The following is a 16,085-nucleotide window of genomic DNA, read 5'->3' as shown; positions in this document are numbered from 1 at the left end:
GTACAAATTAAGTCAATTTAATCAAAGAAGCATACCAAGTAATGAATAAAAGCTTTATTTTTGCCGAACGAATTAGTACTAATAATTTAAATCTTAAAAAAATGGCTTACGTAATTAGTGACGATTGTATTGCTTGCGGAACTTGTATCGACGAGTGTCCGGTAGAAGCTATCTCTGAAGGTGATATCTATTCTATCAACCCAGATGTATGTACTGACTGTGGAACTTGCGCAGACGTTTGCCCGTCTGAAGCTATTCACCCGGCTGAATAATACAATCGACAAAAAAGTATAGGCTGCTTTCTACGGAAGGCAGCCTTTTTTATTTTATCGCTACGGACAAAAGGAAATTACATAAAAAAACGGTAGACTTTCTTTTTCAGGAGATAGCCTACCGTTCTATATTCTCTAAGATTGCTTATTTCAATTTAGCCAATGCTTCCTTGATTCGACGGATAGCTTCTACAATGTTTTCATCACTTGTAGCGTAGCTCATACGAATACATTCAGGAGCACCAAAGGAAGTACCGCCTACACAAGCTACATGAGCATCTTCGAGCAGGTACATTGCCAAGTCGTCCGAGTTTTCAATTTTACGTTCGCCGTTGCTCTTGCCGAAGAAGTAGCTACATTTCGGGAACAGATAGAAAGCACCTTGCGGTACGTTTACTTCGAAACCCGGCACTTCTTTAGCCAACTTCACGATCAGGTCACGACGACGTTCAAATGCCTTCTGCATTTCTTTCACCGGTTCTTGTGTACCTACGTAAGCAGCCTCGGCAGCTTTCTGAGATACCGAGCAAGGACCCGAAGTGTATTGTCCCTGAAGCTTGTTACAAGCTTTCACAATCCATTCCGGACCAGCAATGAAACCGATTCTCCATCCAGTCATCGCATAGGCTTTGGATACACCGTTCACAATCACTGTACGTTCTTTCATTTCCGGGAACTGAGCAATGCTCTGATGTGCACCGATATAATTGATATGTTCGTAAATCTCGTCAGCAATTACCACTACTTGCGGATACTTAGCCAGCACGGCTGCCAGCCCAGCCAGTTCTTCTTTGCTGTAAACAGAACCTGTGGGGTTGGACGGAGAACAAAGAATCAATGCTTTTGTTTTCGGAGTAATAGCTGCTTCCAGTTGTTCCGGAGTAATTTTGAAATCTTGTTCGATGCCGGCAGAAACAATGACAGGAGTACCTTCTGCCATCTTCACCATTTCCGGATAGCTCACCCAGTAAGGAGCCGGTACAATTACTTCATCACCCGGATTTACCAATACCAGGATCGCATTACATACAGATTGCTTTGCACCATTGGCACAAGAAATCTGAGCAGCAGTATATTCAAGACCGTTCTCTTTTTTCAGCTTCTCAACAATCGCATTGCGTAAAGCCGGATAACCCGGTACCGGAGAGTAGCGAGAAAAGTTATCATCAATGGCTTTCTTCGCAGCTTCTTTGATGTGGTCAGGAGTATTGAAATCCGGTTCTCCTACACTTAAGTTAATAACATCAATACCCTGCGCTTTGAGTTCGTTGCTCTTTTGCGACATGGCAAGCGTCGCCGACGGCGACAAGCTGTTCAAACGATCTGATAATTGATTCATTTTGTATCTATTTTATTGTTGTTGAGTGAAATTCGTTGCAAAATAAGCGATAATATTCGATATATGAAAACAAAATGGCATTTTACTTATTAAAATGTAATGTATGTCCCATTCTTTCTTTCTTTGTTCTCAGATATCGCTCATTATATGGATTAGGAACTGTTTCAACAGGTACATTTTCTACAATTTCTAGCCCATAGGCTTCCAGCCCTACACGTTTCACGGGATTATTTGTCAGAAGTTTCATTTTGTGCACTCCCAGTTCACGCAGAATCTGGGCTCCTACTCCATAGTCGCGTTCATCTGCCAGGTGTCCTAAGCAAAGGTTTGCGTCAACGGTATCCATACCGTCTTCCTGAAGTTTATATGCTTTCATCTTTTCCATCAAACCGATACCACGGCCTTCCTGATTCAGATAAACCACCACACCTTTTCCTTCTTTTTCAATCATTTCCATCGCTTTATGCAACTGCTCGCCACAGTCACAACGGTGTGAGCCAAGAATATCACCAGTAGCGCAAGATGAATGGACACGCACCAAAATAGGTTCGTCTTCATTCCATGTACCTTTAAATATAGCCATATGCTCCAGTCCATTCGATTTCTGACGGAAAGGAATCAGACGGAACATACCATGTTCGGTCGGCATATTTACCTCAACGCCTTTTTCTACGATTGACTCCTGTTTCAGACGATAAGCAATCAAGTCATGAATGGAAATCAGTTTCAGTCCATGTTCATCGGCCATTGCACGAAGTTCCGGCAGACGTGCCATCGTACCGTCATCGCTCATTATTTCCATCAGAGCACCTGCAGGGTAAAGTCCGGCAAGGCGTGCCATATCGATGGTAGCTTCTGTATGTCCGGCACGACGAAGTACTCCTTTTTCCTGTGCATACAGCGGATTAATATGTCCGGGACGTCCGAAAGTAGCCGGTGTAGAAGCAGGATCGGCCAACGCCTGAATAGTAGCAGCACGGTCGGAAGCAGAAACTCCGGTACTACAACCTTCCAGTTTGTCAATTGTCACTGTAAAAGGAGTGCCCAATACAGAAGTATTATCACTGACCTGATGCGGCAAATCCAGTTCTTTACAACGCGACACCGTGATAGGCGCACAGAGCACACCACGCGCATGTTTCAACATAAAGTTAACTTTCTCAGGAGTTATCTTTTCGGCAGCTATGATTAAATCACCTTCGTTTTCACGATCTTCATCATCCACTACAATGACAAACTTGCCTTCTTTGAAATCGGCAATCGCATCTTCTATTCTATCCATTTTAATCTCTTCCATAACACTTATTTATTAATATTCTGTATGATGAATTGAATTTGTTCATTGTTTTTTATTATCCGTTCCATATCTTTCGCCAACCGGACACGGAATGCCCAGATACGGAAATAAAAGAATAATCCTATAGGGAAAATAACCCCGGCAGCCAGATTCAGCCAATAGGTGTGGAACGGGCGTATATGAGCAGAAACGGAAATAATCGGATAATTGTTTAATGTGTTCAGCAAAGTCACAGACTTCGTATTGGACATCTCCTCTATGAGTGTCTCTAACTTTTCATTGATAGATATCATCTCATCATCCTTCTCGCCCGACATCCACAGCTTAAAATAATTCGGAGCTTTCATCAGGCGATTTTTAGCTATATACTCTTTGCACTCGTCAGTAAGCACCTGCAAATCACCCGGTATGCGAGTATAATCCGGATCGTGAATCACCACCTCTTTCTTGAATAAATGACGTATGTTACGGATACCGACAATCTTCTTAAACCAATTGATATACGCATCGGCATTGAGCACTACAGAGTCTTTATTTGATTTGTAAGTCAGGAAAGCACCCAACGGGGCAAGCACGGCACTACTGGTCCACACTCCCATCCATACGACCCATCTGCCGTCACGTGCCATCTTATAGCCTGTATTATCTATGATATAATAAATGATGAATACCATCACCGAAACGATGACCGGCATACCGAGTCCTCCTTTACGGATAATTCCGCCCAATGGGGCACCAATGAAGAAGAACAGCAGGCAGGAAAGTGAAATAGTGATCTTTTTATGCCACTCTATCTCATGCTTCCGCATACTATAATCATGGCTACCCATCGTGTAACTCTTGAAGTTTATATCACTGCTCAGGTTTTCCGCACGACTTGCAGCGGATGAAATCACCTTCTGCTTCTGCATCAAAGGAGCTACCTCATAGAGACTGTCGATATTATATTCAGTAATATTCGCCTCCATAATCTTGACCGTATCCTCCTTTGTCAATCCATAGGTGCTACGGAAATTCCCTTCAGAAACTTCCCGGTAATATTGTCTTCCGATACTATCGCCCACCATTTTCATTGAGTCGATGGAGGCTTGCAGCATCGACATATCTTTGGCAGCAGATGTATTGCTCATAATACTGGCATCCGCCATATTAAAGTCTGAGTCAAACTCAATAATCGTATGTTTTTCCCGGAATTCTTCCCGACGATACGGTACATTCTGAGATTTCATACTCTGTGATCTCAGGTTTTCAAATAAATCACCACTGTACAAATGCAGCCAGAGATGCTGCTTGTCTGCAGTCATTTCCATCCGTCCGGAATCTGCATAAATAATATGTGCGTTCTCAAATCCATCTTTCAGATTATAAATCAGCACATCATACATCATACCTGTCTTCCGGTTCTTCTTGGCTATCTTCAGGTTATAATCCGGTATTTCCGAATAAAACACCCCCTCCGGGATATCCAATTCCGGAGACTTTTGTTTCATCGAAATAATCAGTGTGTATAGTTTCGTCTGAGCAATAGGCCCCACGACATTCTGGAAATAAAAAGAGACAGCAACCAAACCACAGACAAAGAAAGCCAGCGGGCGCATAATTTTAAGCAAGGATATACCCGCAGCTTTCATTGCGAGCAACTCGTAACGTTCGCCAAAGTTGCCGAAGGTTATTAAAGAAGCCAGCAATATTGCCAACGGCAACGATATTGGCACCAGTGTCAATGCGGAATAAAAGAAGAACTGAGCTATCACACTCATATCCAATCCCTTTCCGACTAACTCGTCTACATATCTCCACAAAAACTGCATCATGAAGATGAAGAGACAGATGAAGAATGTACCTATAAAGAGCATCAGGAAGCTCTTTACGATAAATATATCTAATTTCTTTATGCGTAGCATCTTAATAGGTTCGTGCAATTAAGACGCAAAATTAGCACAAAAAAAGTAGCATAGAAAATTTTTAGTTGAAAGTTAACTAAAAACCACACGTTCTTCTCAATTTCGCCACTTGCGACTCCCACAATTCTTTCATGTCAGCAACTTCGTCCGCCTCTGCGAAGTCTGTAATTTCTAATACATAGTCACTTGTCAGCTCATTATAAGTCATTTTGATTTCAAAGTAATCGCGTTCATTTTCGTCATCCTGCCAACGAAAGCGAATAAATGAGAAAGAACGGATCGCAATAATCTCGGCATTTCTTTGTTCAGTCTTCCCCCAATGGAATTCTACGATTTTATCATCAGATACTACTTTATCAGCAAACCAGTCCTCCAGCCCGGTCGGTGTGCTAATAGCTGCCCAAAGAATATTTTTAGATGTTGCGTTCAACAAATACTCCAAATGAATTTTTTCTTTTTTCATAGCAATTTCGAATTGTTTTTACGTGTGCCAAGATAAATACTTTTTTCTAATTATGTGGCATAAATCAGACACTTTATTTAAAACTTATTTCTTTTCAAGGCCCCAAACTCCCTATTTATAGGAAAAAGAGAACCTCGTTCTAAAGAAAAAACACAAAAAAGTTATGAATTGTTTTGGAGATTACAGAAAAACATCTATCTTTGCACCCGCAATCGAGAAATGATGGCGGGATAGCTCAGCTGGTTAGAGCGCATGATTCATAATCATGAGGTCCCCGGTTCAATCCCGGGTCCCGCTACTTGATAAGAATAAGGCATTTGAGAGGCTTCCACTCTTGGGTGCCTTTTTCTTTTATACATCAATTGGTGGCAGGTGACGCCATAGGTGACGCTAAATGCAAAAAGATAGCCCCCGAAAGTTTATATTCAGCTTCCGGGGGCTATTCTATTTAATGCTCTATACGCTTATTCCCATTCAATAGTCGCATTAGGCTTCGGCGACATATCATAGCAAACACGATTCACATTCTTCACTTCTTTCAGAATACGGTCTGTGATTTTCATCAGGATAGGCCAGTCTACCGGTTCAATAGTAGCTGTCATAGCATCTACCGTATTGACAGCGCGGATAATCACCGGCCAATCGAAAGAACGGGCATTATCGCGTACACCAACAGATTTAAAGTCAGGCACTACGGTAAAGTATTGCCATACCTTTTTATCCAGGCCGGCAATCTGGAACTCTTCACGCAAAATGGCGTCAGACTCACGTACTGCTTCCAGACGATCGCGTGTGATAGCACCCAGACAACGTACACCTAAACCAGGACCGGGGAACGGCTGACGGTAAACCATCTCATAAGGCAACCCCAACTCCAGACCACAAGCACGCACTTCATCCTTGAACAACTGGCGCAAGGGCTCTACAAGCTGGAACTTAAGATCTTCAGGCAGACCGCCTACATTATGATGAGATTTCACCATCTTGGCAGTCTTCGTTCCGCTCTCTACAATATCCGGATAAATAGTACCCTGACCTAAGAAATCGATACCATCCAGTTTACGTGCTTCTTCTTCGAACACACGGATAAACTCACCACCGATAATCTTACGTTTCTGTTCGGGATCTTCCACACCTGCCAATTTATCCAGGAAGCGGTCTGTTACATCTACATAAACCAGATTTGCTTTCAATTGGTTACTGAATACTTCGACAACATCTTCAGACTCACCTTTACGCATCAAGCCGTGATTTACGTGCACGCATACCAAATTTTCACCGATTGCCTTCAGAAGTAAAGCAGCTACCACTGAGCTGTCAACACCACCCGACAATGCCAGCAATACTTTCTTATCACCCACCTGACGTCTGATCAGCTCGATCTGGTCATTGACAAAGTTCGCCATATTCCAGTTAGCTTCAGCCCGACAAGTATCAAATACGAAAGACTTTACAGCAGCCTTAATAGCCTCGATATCATCTGTAAATGCCGGAAGCTTCACTGCGCAAGTCGCTTTATCGTGACCGGCAGCCATAACAGGAATCCCCATCGTATAGATAGACGGATTCACGTCAATAGCAACGCCGTCAATCACGTTGTTCAGTCCACCATTGATAATAATACCCTTTACGTTGGGCAATGCTTTCATTTCTTCTACTGTGATGTCGTGAGGATAAATCTCACTATAAACTCCTAATGCACGGATGGCACGCGCCAATACCGTATTCTCGTGACTACCCAAGTCAAGGATAACAATCATGTCCTGTTTCATCTGATTCTGGTTCTTTTAAGTTATTATATTGTATAAATTTGACTTTAACTTCAATTAGTCTGCAAATATAAAGATTTTAAAAGACGCTGCAATGTCTTGATTCCCAAAGTTTCATTTCAAATTAAATCAGCTACCACATTTATTTATCACAGCAACCGCCTCCGGACACTTTCCGAACATTCTCTTTTATGCTTTCAGTCGCATCACAAACCGGCTTCCTTTCCCCAGTTCACTTTCTACTGTCAGCGTACCGCCATGCGCTTCCACAAAGTCCTTCGAAATAGACAAACCGAGTCCGCTGCCCTGAACTTTTGTTCCGGGAACACGGAAGTAACGGTCGAAAATACTCTTGTGGTAACGGGGATCGATGCCTTTACCGAAATCCTGAACGTACAGGTCGATCATATCTCCTTCCTGCCTGGCACCAATCACGACACGCCCGTTTTCTTTAGAATAACGAATCGCATTGCTGAGCAAATTAGTCAATACCCAAGCTATCTTTTCACTATCGACAAAGAGCTTGCCGATTTTCTCTTCCGGGTACTCTACTTCTATCTGAATATTGAACTTATCCGCTTGTACCTGATTAGCTTTAATCGCATATTCTATCAGTTCAATGGGCTTCGTTATCTTCGGCATTAATTGCAGCTTGCCTGCCTCTACCTGAGTCATATTCAGCAATTCGCCCGTAATGCTCAACAGGCGTTCGCTATTTTCCTTGATGCTTTTGGACAACTGTTCCTGTTCATCATTCAGCTCACCGACACGTTTATCTTCCAATAGCTGCAGACTCATCATGATAGCCGCAATCGGAGTTTTCAATTCGTGTGAAATGGTCGAAATAAATGTAGTCTTGGCAGAATCCAGTTCCTTGAATTCCGTTATATTCTTCAGCAGAATGACATCCCCTAATTTGCTGGGTTCATCCTTCCCTGCATCCGTATTTATGATAGGAATATAGGAAGCCTTGAAATAACTCTCTTTATCATCGGCATATATCTTTAACGGCTCTTTCTGATCTCCCGGCGTCACCAGTTCACGAATCAGCCGGCGAAGCAGATCATTCTTCAAAGACAATTCTTCCGCAGATTTACGTATGACATTACCTCTTTTCAGATTCAGCACGTTCAGTGCTTCCTCATTAATAAACAAAATCTCACGATCCATATTCAGACCGATTATCGGATCGTCGATACTGTTCACGATGGCCTCAATGAATTTCTTGGCAGAAAGAATATCCGCTAACGTACTTGCCCGATACTCGGCCAGACGTTCCGCCATACGGTTGAAACTCTCGGCAACTTCCCGAAACTCCTGATTATTTCTCATATCCAGCCGTTCTTCATAATTATGATTGGCTATTTCAAGAATCCCTTGTTTCAGTTCCTTGATGGGTTTACTGATTGTTCGGGGCAACCAATACAGCAATGTCAATCCGGTCAATATACAAATACCGCCGGTAACGGAAATCCACAACAGAGCGCGTTCCAATGCCGGCATAGCGGCAGGGCTGTCAGGTTCTGTGGCAGTCAGCAGCTGAAGGTTCACAACAGAAAGTGTTACCAGCAAAATAATCATTCCCGCCAGCATCCCGATGCCGAGAATCAGTTTTGTTTTAATATTCATATCGTTCATACGGTTAATATTATGCAAGTATAATCAAATCTACATTAGCTTGTGACAAATTATTCAAAAACTTTCGATATCCGAGTATGGAGCAAATGGCATGAGGAAATCTCAGATTAGGAGTTCCCATGCAGACAGAAGATATTTGCTTGTCCCGACAAACTTTGACAATACTCCCCAGAATATCCTTCGACTGCACCTGGATGACCTCTCCGCCCAGTTCTGCCACCAGTTTAAAATGATTCAGCAGATAACGCTGGCTGGCCAGATCAATCCGGTCCATACTCTCCCTCGGAGTCTGCACATAGAGAGCAACGAAAGTCGTATTATATCGTGTTGCCAGACGTGCCGCCTTCCGGATAATCCTCCTGGGTGTTTTCTCATGACTACTGATACAAGCCATGAACTTCTCATGCCTGATTCCGACCGAGACACCCATCACAACCTCATTCTCCACCTTCTTCTCCACCCGGAGCGCCACTTCCTTCAGAGCCAGTTCCCGCAGTTGAAGGATATTCTCGGTCCGGAAGAAATTATCCAGTGCCGTCTGAATCTTTTCCGGACGGTATATCTTTCCTGCTTTCAGACGCAAGATCAGTTCTTCCGCTGTCAAGTCGATATTCACCACTTCATCCGCTTCCTGAAGCACACTGTCCGGCACCCGTTCTTTCACCTCGATCCCTGTAATCTCCTGCACTTCTTCATTCACACTCTCGATATGCTGGATATTGATTGCGGAAATCACATTAATCCCCTCATCCAACAGAGTCATCACATCCTGCCAACGTTTCTCGTTCAAACTGCCTTCCACATTGGTGTGTGCCAGTTCGTCCACAATCACAATCTCGGGATGAAGGCGGATAATGGCGTCCACATCCATTTCCTCCAACTCTTTTCCTTTATAGAAAATTTTACGTCGGGGGATCACAGGCAGCCCCTGCATCAGAGCCTCCGTTCCGGCACGTCCGTGAGTTTCAATATAGCCGATTTGTACGTCCACCCCATTCTCCAGCAGTTCATGAGCCTCCTGAAGCATACGGTAAGACTTCCCTACACCGGCTATCATGCCGATATAGATTTTAAACTTGCCTCGATGAGACTTCTTGATCAGATCCAAAAAATGTTGTACACTCTGTTCTCTATCCATATCCATTTCATTAATTGCTGTTTATAAACTATTTCAACCCGTAGTAATCATCACGATCACCACGGGTTTCTGCATAATAAAAATTCATGAGTTTATATCTATGGTCTTAAAGTTACGCCAAAAACCAAAAAAGCATCTTCAACACATGGATTCCATATAGCCTGTGCAAATATCGGCAATGAAAACTTATCATTAATTTTTATCTCTGTCATTCCTTTTAAAGCTACATTAGTCACGGCGAAGCCACTATTCGTGTACATACCCTCCGCCTTATACGGCACTGCGCCGCAAGTTACATTTAAATCGACATTTTTCACACTGAAAGGATAGTTCAGTTCCAGATAGGAAGAATAATTCTGCTTCAGCTCTCCGCTATCATTCAGCTTCTTGTCTTTTCCGGCAAACATCGTATACCACGCTACGGACAGGGGAAACTTCTCTACGGGCAACGTATAAGCCAATCCCGCCTCAAAATGATGTCCCGTCTCGTGGCTCTTAAAATTAAAATATTTATATGCCCCTTCACCTTCCCACCACAAATCGGCAACCGTCAGCGTAGGTCCCGCCTTACCAAACTTATAGGCAAGAGTCAGATCCAGTTCTTTATTCCCTCCACTGAAATTAGTAGATCCCCATGCGGTAACAGAAAAATTATCGAGCCCAAACCCCAGCGTGGGTTGAAAAGCCGCACCTCCACCCTGGTACATTCCCCGCCAGACATAGGAACTGACAATATCTCCCTGCACAGCAAATTCCTGTGCTTTTGCATCCGTTATACCCGATACGCATACAGTTGCCGCAACCAATGCTCCTACAACAATCTTCTTACTAAAAAAACTCTTCATATTTATCTTTTTATTTTATGTTTCTAAAAAAGAGCAGCGCCCTGTCCAGCCCTGTTTATTTGAACCGCAATAAATAACTAAAACGATTCGGACAGGCACGCCGCCCAGTGTTTGGTTATTTATTCTCTTCAAGTGCTATATTCAGCTTCAGCACATTTATTTTCTCCGTTCCGAAAATTCCGAGTAAAGGCTTCTCCACACTTTGATCAACGATTTCTTTCACTTGGTTTTCAGTCAGGCCACATGCCTGTGCCACTCTCTTTATCTGCACGTATGCACATTGCGGAGTAATATTGGGGTCGAGGCCGGAGGCACTCGCCGTTACCATCTCCACCGGAACATCTTTACGGCTCAGATAAGGATGATGTACCAAGAACGTATCGATACGCGCTTCCACTTCAGCCAGATATTCGGGATTCGTGGGTCCTTTGTTGCTACCGGACGAACTAGAAGCATCATAACCGTCTCCGGCACACGAAGGACGTCCCCAGAAATAAATATCTTTTGTAAACATCTGACCGACATTGGCCGCACCCACCACTTTTCCATCCAGTGTGGCAACTTCAGCATTTCCCTTATTAGGTCCTGCCACTTGTGCAAACAACCACAAAATAAGAATATAGAATACGGAGAAAAAGACACAGAAAACAAGAGTTATCTTTAGTGATTTAAATAAAGTTTTCATCGCTATTGTTTTTTAATTAAAAGAATAAACCTACTAATAAATCAATCAGTTTAATTCCGATAAACGGAGCAATCACACCACCTACACCGTAAATCAGCAGATTCCGGCGAAGCAAAGCACTTGCACCTATCGGCTTGTACTGAACGCCACGCAAAGCCAACGGAATCAGGATCGGAATAATAATCGCATTGAAGATGACTGCCGAAAGGATCGCACTCTCAGGACTATGCAACTGCATGATATTCAACGCCGCCAGTTCGGGGATAGCCACCATAAACAAGGCGGGGACAATGGCAAAATATTTAGCCACATCGTTGGCGATAGAGAAAGTAGTCAGTGTTCCACGGGTCATCAGCAACTGCTTACCGATTTCCACAATCTCGATCAGTTTAGTAGGATCATTATCCAGATCTACCATATTGCCGGCTTCCTTTGCAGCCTGCGTACCACTGTTCATTGCCACTCCGACATTCGCCTGAGCCAAAGCGGGAGCATCATTCGTACCGTCCCCCATCATTGCCACCAGTTTGCCGGACTGTTGTTCCTTCTTGATATATTCCATTTTATCTTCCGGCTTCGCTTCGGCAATAAAATCATCGACACCTGCCTTTTCTGCAATATATTTGGCAGTCAGCGGGTTATCACCGGTCACCATCACTGTCTTCACTCCCATTTTGCGCAAGCGTTCGAAACGTTCCTGAATACCCGGCTTGATGATATCCTGCAATTCGATAACACCCGTCACTTTCCGATTAACACATACCACCAACGGCGTACCACCATTGCTTGAAATAGCAGCGATCACCTTTTCCACTTCTTCGGGGAATTTATTTCCGGCAGTTTCCACAATCTTACGGATAGCATCAAAAGCCCCTTTACGAATCTGAGTTCCGTCCGGCAAATCGACACCCGAGCATTTGGTTTCGGCTGTAAACTTAATCATTCGTGCGCCTGTCGTATTCAAGCTGCGCATACGGATACCTGATTCACGTCCCAGTTCTACGATTGATTTGCCTTCCGGAGTTTCATCGGACAGAGAAGAAAGCAGACAGTTTTCTACAAAAGCGTGCAGATCAATGCCCGGCGCAGTGTGAAAATGGGTAGCTTTACGATTACCGATGGTGATAGTTCCGGTCTTATCCAGCAACAAGGTATCAATATCGCCGGCAGTTTCCACTGCCTTACCCGATTTTGTTATCACATTCGCACGTAGTGCACGGTCCATACCGGCAATACCGATGGCAGAAAGAAGTCCGCCGATAGTTGTCGGAATCAGGCACACAAACAAAGAAATAAGTGAAGCAATGGTAATGACAGTATTGCTGTAATCGGCAAACGGTTTTAACGTCACACACACAATGACAAAGACAAGTGTAAAACCAGCCAGCAGAATAGTCAGTGCTATCTCATTCGGAGTTTTCTGACGAGACGCACCTTCCACCAGTGCAATCATTTTATCCAGAAAACTTTCTCCCGGTTGGGTGGTCACCATTACTTTTATATGATCGGACAATACTTTCGTACCTCCCGTCACTGAGCTTTTATCGCCGCCCGCCTCCCGGATCACCGGAGCAGACTCACCTGTAATCGCACTTTCATCGATAGAGGCCAATCCTTCGATTATTTCCCCATCGGACGGAATCACGTCTCCGGCTTCACAGACAAACACATCTCCTTTCTTTAGTTGTGAAGAACTTACAGTCACTATTTGATTACCTTCCACCTTTTTGGCAGGTGTCTCTTCCCGTGTTTTACGCAGGCTGTCGGCTTGCGCTTTTCCCCGTGCTTCGGCAATCGCTTCGGCAAAATTGGCAAACAGCAGTGTAATAAACAGAATGATAAACACAGCTATGTTGTAGGCAAACGAACCCTGAGAGGGATTGATGATGGAGTAAAGTGTCACAAACAACATGACCACTGTAGCCACCTCTACCGTATACATGATCGGGTTCTTTATCATCAGTCGCGGGTTTAGCTTCACGAATGATTGTTTCAGGCTTTCTATAACTTGCTCCTTTTGAAACAAAGAAGCTGATTTCATATTTTTCATATCTTCTCTAATTCAGAATTACAAACTTAAATGTTCGGCAATTGTACTCAAAGCGTGTACCGGGAAGAAGGACAGGGCAGCCACAATGAAGATAACGACAAATGTCATTATTCCAAAAGTCAGCGTATCAGTCTTCAGTGTTCCGGCACTCTCGGGAATAAACTTCTTCTGAGCCAGCAGGCCGGCAATGGCAACTTGTCCGATAATAGGCAGGAATCGGCTAAGGATAAGTACAATACCACAGGTCCAGTTCCAGAAATAAGTATTATCTCCCAGTCCTTCAAAGCCGGAACCATTGTTAGCGGCACAAGATGTATACTCATAAAGCTGCTCACTCAAGCCGTGGAATCCAAGATTGTTCAGCCAACCGCCCTCGCTTTCCACAAAGTCAGGATGATGTACATATATATAACTTGAGATTGCTGTGAACACTAATATGACAAATGGATGAAGCAGTGCTACTATCGTAGCTATTTTCATTTCACGGGCTTCTACTTTCTTTCCGAGAAATTCCGGGGTACGACCTACCATCAAACCGCTGATAAATACCGCGATAATAATGAACGTATAATAATTCATCCAACCTACGCCTACACCGCCGAACCAAGTATTAATCTGCATATTCAGCATCTCCATCATACCTGACAACGGCATAGTAGAATCATGCATACCATTCACCGAACCATTGGAAGTAACAGTAGTCACAATGCTCCAAAGTGCTGTAGCTCCGGCACCCAAACGAACTTCCTTACCTTCCATCGCACCGTTATCCTGCGCAATTCCCAGTTCATCGATACGGGGATTTCCACCCATTTCCTGACTGACATTGATACAGACGCCTACCAGGAAAGCAAAGAGCATCACTCCGAAAATACTATAAGCCAGCTTCTTTCTACGAGTATAAAACCCTAATGCCAGTACCATTGCCATCGGAATAATCAAGATAGACCAGCACTCCACCATATTGGTAAGATAAGTCGGATTTTCCAACGGATGAGAAGAGTTCACACCAAAGTAACCGCCTCCATTCGTTCCTAATTGTTTGATAGGCACAATGGCAGCCGCAGGTCCCTGCGAAACCATCTGTTCCTGTCCTTCGAGGGTAGTTACCTTCATTTTTCCGTCGAATCCCATCGGAGTTCCTTGAAGAATCAGGATAAAACCCACGATCAAAGAAAGCGGTAACAGGATACGGGTACAGCTCACGACTAAAAAATGCCAGAAGTTACCGATTGTTTTTGTTGTCTTGGCAGCCATACTCTTCATTATACCAGCCATAGCAGCCATACCGGTTGCAGCAGTAATAAACTGGAAGAGCATAATGACAAACAGCTGTGTGAAGTAAGTCAATCCGCTTTCACCACTATAGTGCTGCAAGTTACAGTTGACCATAAAACTGATACAGGTATTAAAAGCCTGATCCGGCGTTTGGGGTCCGTTGCCATCTGGATTTAAAGGTAACCATCCTTGCGAAACCAGCAATACCATTCCCCATACGAACCAAAAAGCATTCAATATCAATAATGCTTTCAGAAACTGTTTCCAGTTCATTTCTTCTTTAGGGTCAATTCCGCATACTTTATAAATGACTCTTTCAATAGGAGCCATGAAATCCGACCAGGTTTTCTCTCCTTTATAAACCTTGGCAATGTATCTTCCTAGTGGATAAGCCAAAATCACCATCAAGGCAATTTGTGCAACCACACCTAAAATTTCTGTATTCATACTTTTACCTTAAACTGTATAACTTTAAAACTTTTCGGGTCTGATGAGTACATACATCAAATAACCGAAGATTGCAATACCTAATACAAATAGTGCTGTGTACATAATTAATTCTCCTTTCCTCTTCTAGATCTTTTCAAACCAGTCTACACATTTCCAAAATAGCCAGAAGCAGGCAAAGCCGCTCAAGAGGCAAAAAACAAATGATAGTGTTATCTCCATGTCTTTAATCTTTTAAATATTTATTATTATAATACTTGCAATGTATTATGCCAAATGCGTGCCAAAACTCCAAAAGAAATAGCAACAAATTGATTATCAGACACATATAAAGAAGAAGGAAATATATAATAACAGAGCCGACCTTTCCATTTTGAAAAAGTAGTTCAATTTTGAAAGGGTATTTAGTCTTGGCAAAATATGGGATTTTAAATAAAACAGAAGGAAAAAGAATGAAATTGAAGGAAAAAGAGGCTGAAAAGGATACTGAAAAATAGTATTATTAAAAGATTGTCCGGTCTCGTTTGTTTTTTAGCAGAACAGGAGAGGAGATTTGAAGCTTGTGGATGATGTGTGCTTAAATTCCGAAAGTATCCAAAACGATAAAGCCCTTCTGGTATTTCTACCGGAAGGGCTTCTCTAAAAATGGCGGCTACCTACTCTCCCACTGTTACGCAGTACCATCGGCGTGACGAGGCTTAACTTCTCTGTTCGGAATGGGAAGAGGTGGAACCCTCGTGCTATAACCACCTGAATTTCTTCAATTGACAATGGACAATTGACAAATGACAATTATCGCAGCTGTCATGATAAGTTATGACATGATAAAAAGTAAATTCAAGTATCTGTTAATCTAATTGTCAATTGTCATTTGTCAATTGTCAATTAAAAAGCTAAACGTATATATCGCGATCCGCACCGTCCGAAAGAAAGTGAACGGGCAATTAGTAATGCTCGGCT

The 16,085-nt window shown here is 43.1% G+C and carries 12 protein-coding genes, 1 tRNA gene and 1 rRNA gene; 2 read left to right on the top strand and 12 right to left on the bottom strand.

Going from position 1 to position 16,085, the window contains the following annotated elements:
• Positions 1-101 precede the first annotated feature (101 nt).
• The gene (locus HMPREF9007_RS01245) at positions 102-272 is read left to right on the top strand and encodes a 4Fe-4S binding protein (RefSeq protein ID WP_002559159.1); all 171 of its coding nucleotides are present in this window, start codon (positions 102-104) and stop codon (positions 270-272) included.
• Between the two features lie 145 nt (positions 273-417).
• Here HMPREF9007_RS01245 and HMPREF9007_RS01250 read toward each other — a convergent pair whose 3' ends face one another.
• The 4 genes from HMPREF9007_RS01250 to HMPREF9007_RS01265 form a co-directional block, all read right to left on the bottom strand.
• Positions 418-1,611, bottom strand: a complete 1,194-nt coding sequence (locus HMPREF9007_RS01250; RefSeq protein WP_008763747.1) for a pyridoxal phosphate-dependent aminotransferase — start codon at positions 1,609-1,611, stop codon at positions 418-420.
• A gap of 82 nt (positions 1,612-1,693) precedes the next feature.
• Entirely contained in the window at positions 1,694-2,908 is a 1,215-nt protein-coding gene (locus HMPREF9007_RS01255; RefSeq protein WP_008763746.1) for a bifunctional 3,4-dihydroxy-2-butanone-4-phosphate synthase/GTP cyclohydrolase II, read from the bottom strand.
• 5 nt (positions 2,909-2,913) lie between these two features.
• Complete coding sequence (locus tag HMPREF9007_RS01260; protein WP_008763745.1) at positions 2,914-4,812, bottom strand: LptF/LptG family permease; 1,899 nt, start codon at positions 4,810-4,812, stop codon at positions 2,914-2,916.
• Positions 4,813-4,888: 76 nt separating this feature from the next.
• The gene (locus HMPREF9007_RS01265; RefSeq protein ID WP_008763744.1) at positions 4,889-5,275 is read right to left on the bottom strand and encodes an START-like domain-containing protein; all 387 of its coding nucleotides are present in this window, start codon (positions 5,273-5,275) and stop codon (positions 4,889-4,891) included.
• A 224-nt stretch (positions 5,276-5,499) separates the two neighbouring features.
• Here HMPREF9007_RS01265 and HMPREF9007_RS01270 point away from each other — a divergent pair.
• Positions 5,500-5,573 (top strand) — tRNA-Met (locus HMPREF9007_RS01270).
• Positions 5,574-5,739: 166 nt separating this feature from the next.
• Here the strand turns inward: HMPREF9007_RS01270 and guaA are convergent.
• The 8 genes from guaA to rrf all read right to left on the bottom strand — a co-directional run bounded on the left by guaA (position 5,740) and on the right by rrf (position 15,879).
• On the bottom strand, positions 5,740-7,047 hold the full coding sequence (gene guaA / locus HMPREF9007_RS01275) for a glutamine-hydrolyzing GMP synthase (protein WP_008763743.1): 1,308 nt from the start codon (positions 7,045-7,047) through the stop codon (positions 5,740-5,742).
• Positions 7,048-7,233: 186 nt separating this feature from the next.
• A complete protein-coding gene (locus HMPREF9007_RS01280; RefSeq protein ID WP_032850803.1) occupies positions 7,234-8,673 on the bottom strand; it encodes an ATP-binding protein in 1,440 nt (479 codons plus the stop codon).
• Positions 8,674-8,692: 19 nt separating this feature from the next.
• Positions 8,693-9,826, bottom strand: coding sequence for a sensor protein KdpD (locus tag HMPREF9007_RS01285; RefSeq protein ID WP_008763741.1), 1,134 nt, complete (start codon positions 9,824-9,826; stop codon positions 8,693-8,695).
• A gap of 92 nt (positions 9,827-9,918) precedes the next feature.
• Entirely contained in the window at positions 9,919-10,665 is a 747-nt protein-coding gene (locus HMPREF9007_RS01290; RefSeq protein ID WP_008763740.1) for a hypothetical protein, read from the bottom strand.
• A 115-nt stretch (positions 10,666-10,780) separates the two neighbouring features.
• A complete protein-coding gene (locus tag HMPREF9007_RS01295) occupies positions 10,781-11,350 on the bottom strand; it encodes a K(+)-transporting ATPase subunit C (RefSeq protein WP_008763739.1) in 570 nt (189 codons plus the stop codon).
• A gap of 16 nt (positions 11,351-11,366) precedes the next feature.
• Entirely contained in the window at positions 11,367-13,400 is a 2,034-nt protein-coding gene (gene kdpB, locus HMPREF9007_RS01300; RefSeq protein WP_008763738.1) for a potassium-transporting ATPase subunit KdpB, read from the bottom strand.
• An 18-nt stretch (positions 13,401-13,418) separates the two neighbouring features.
• Positions 13,419-15,125: a potassium-transporting ATPase subunit KdpA gene (gene kdpA / locus HMPREF9007_RS01305; RefSeq protein WP_008763737.1), complete on the bottom strand. Its 1,707-nt coding sequence runs from the start codon at positions 15,123-15,125 to the stop codon at positions 13,419-13,421.
• A gap of 643 nt (positions 15,126-15,768) precedes the next feature.
• A 5S ribosomal RNA gene (rrf, locus tag HMPREF9007_RS01310) occupies positions 15,769-15,879 on the bottom strand.
• Positions 15,880-16,085 lie beyond the last annotated feature (206 nt).

Source organism: Bacteroides sp. 1_1_14 (assembly GCF_000162515.1).
Classification (GTDB): Bacteria; Bacteroidota; Bacteroidia; order Bacteroidales; family Bacteroidaceae; genus Bacteroides; species Bacteroides thetaiotaomicron.
This window is presented reverse-complemented; position numbering and strand designations above follow the sequence as displayed.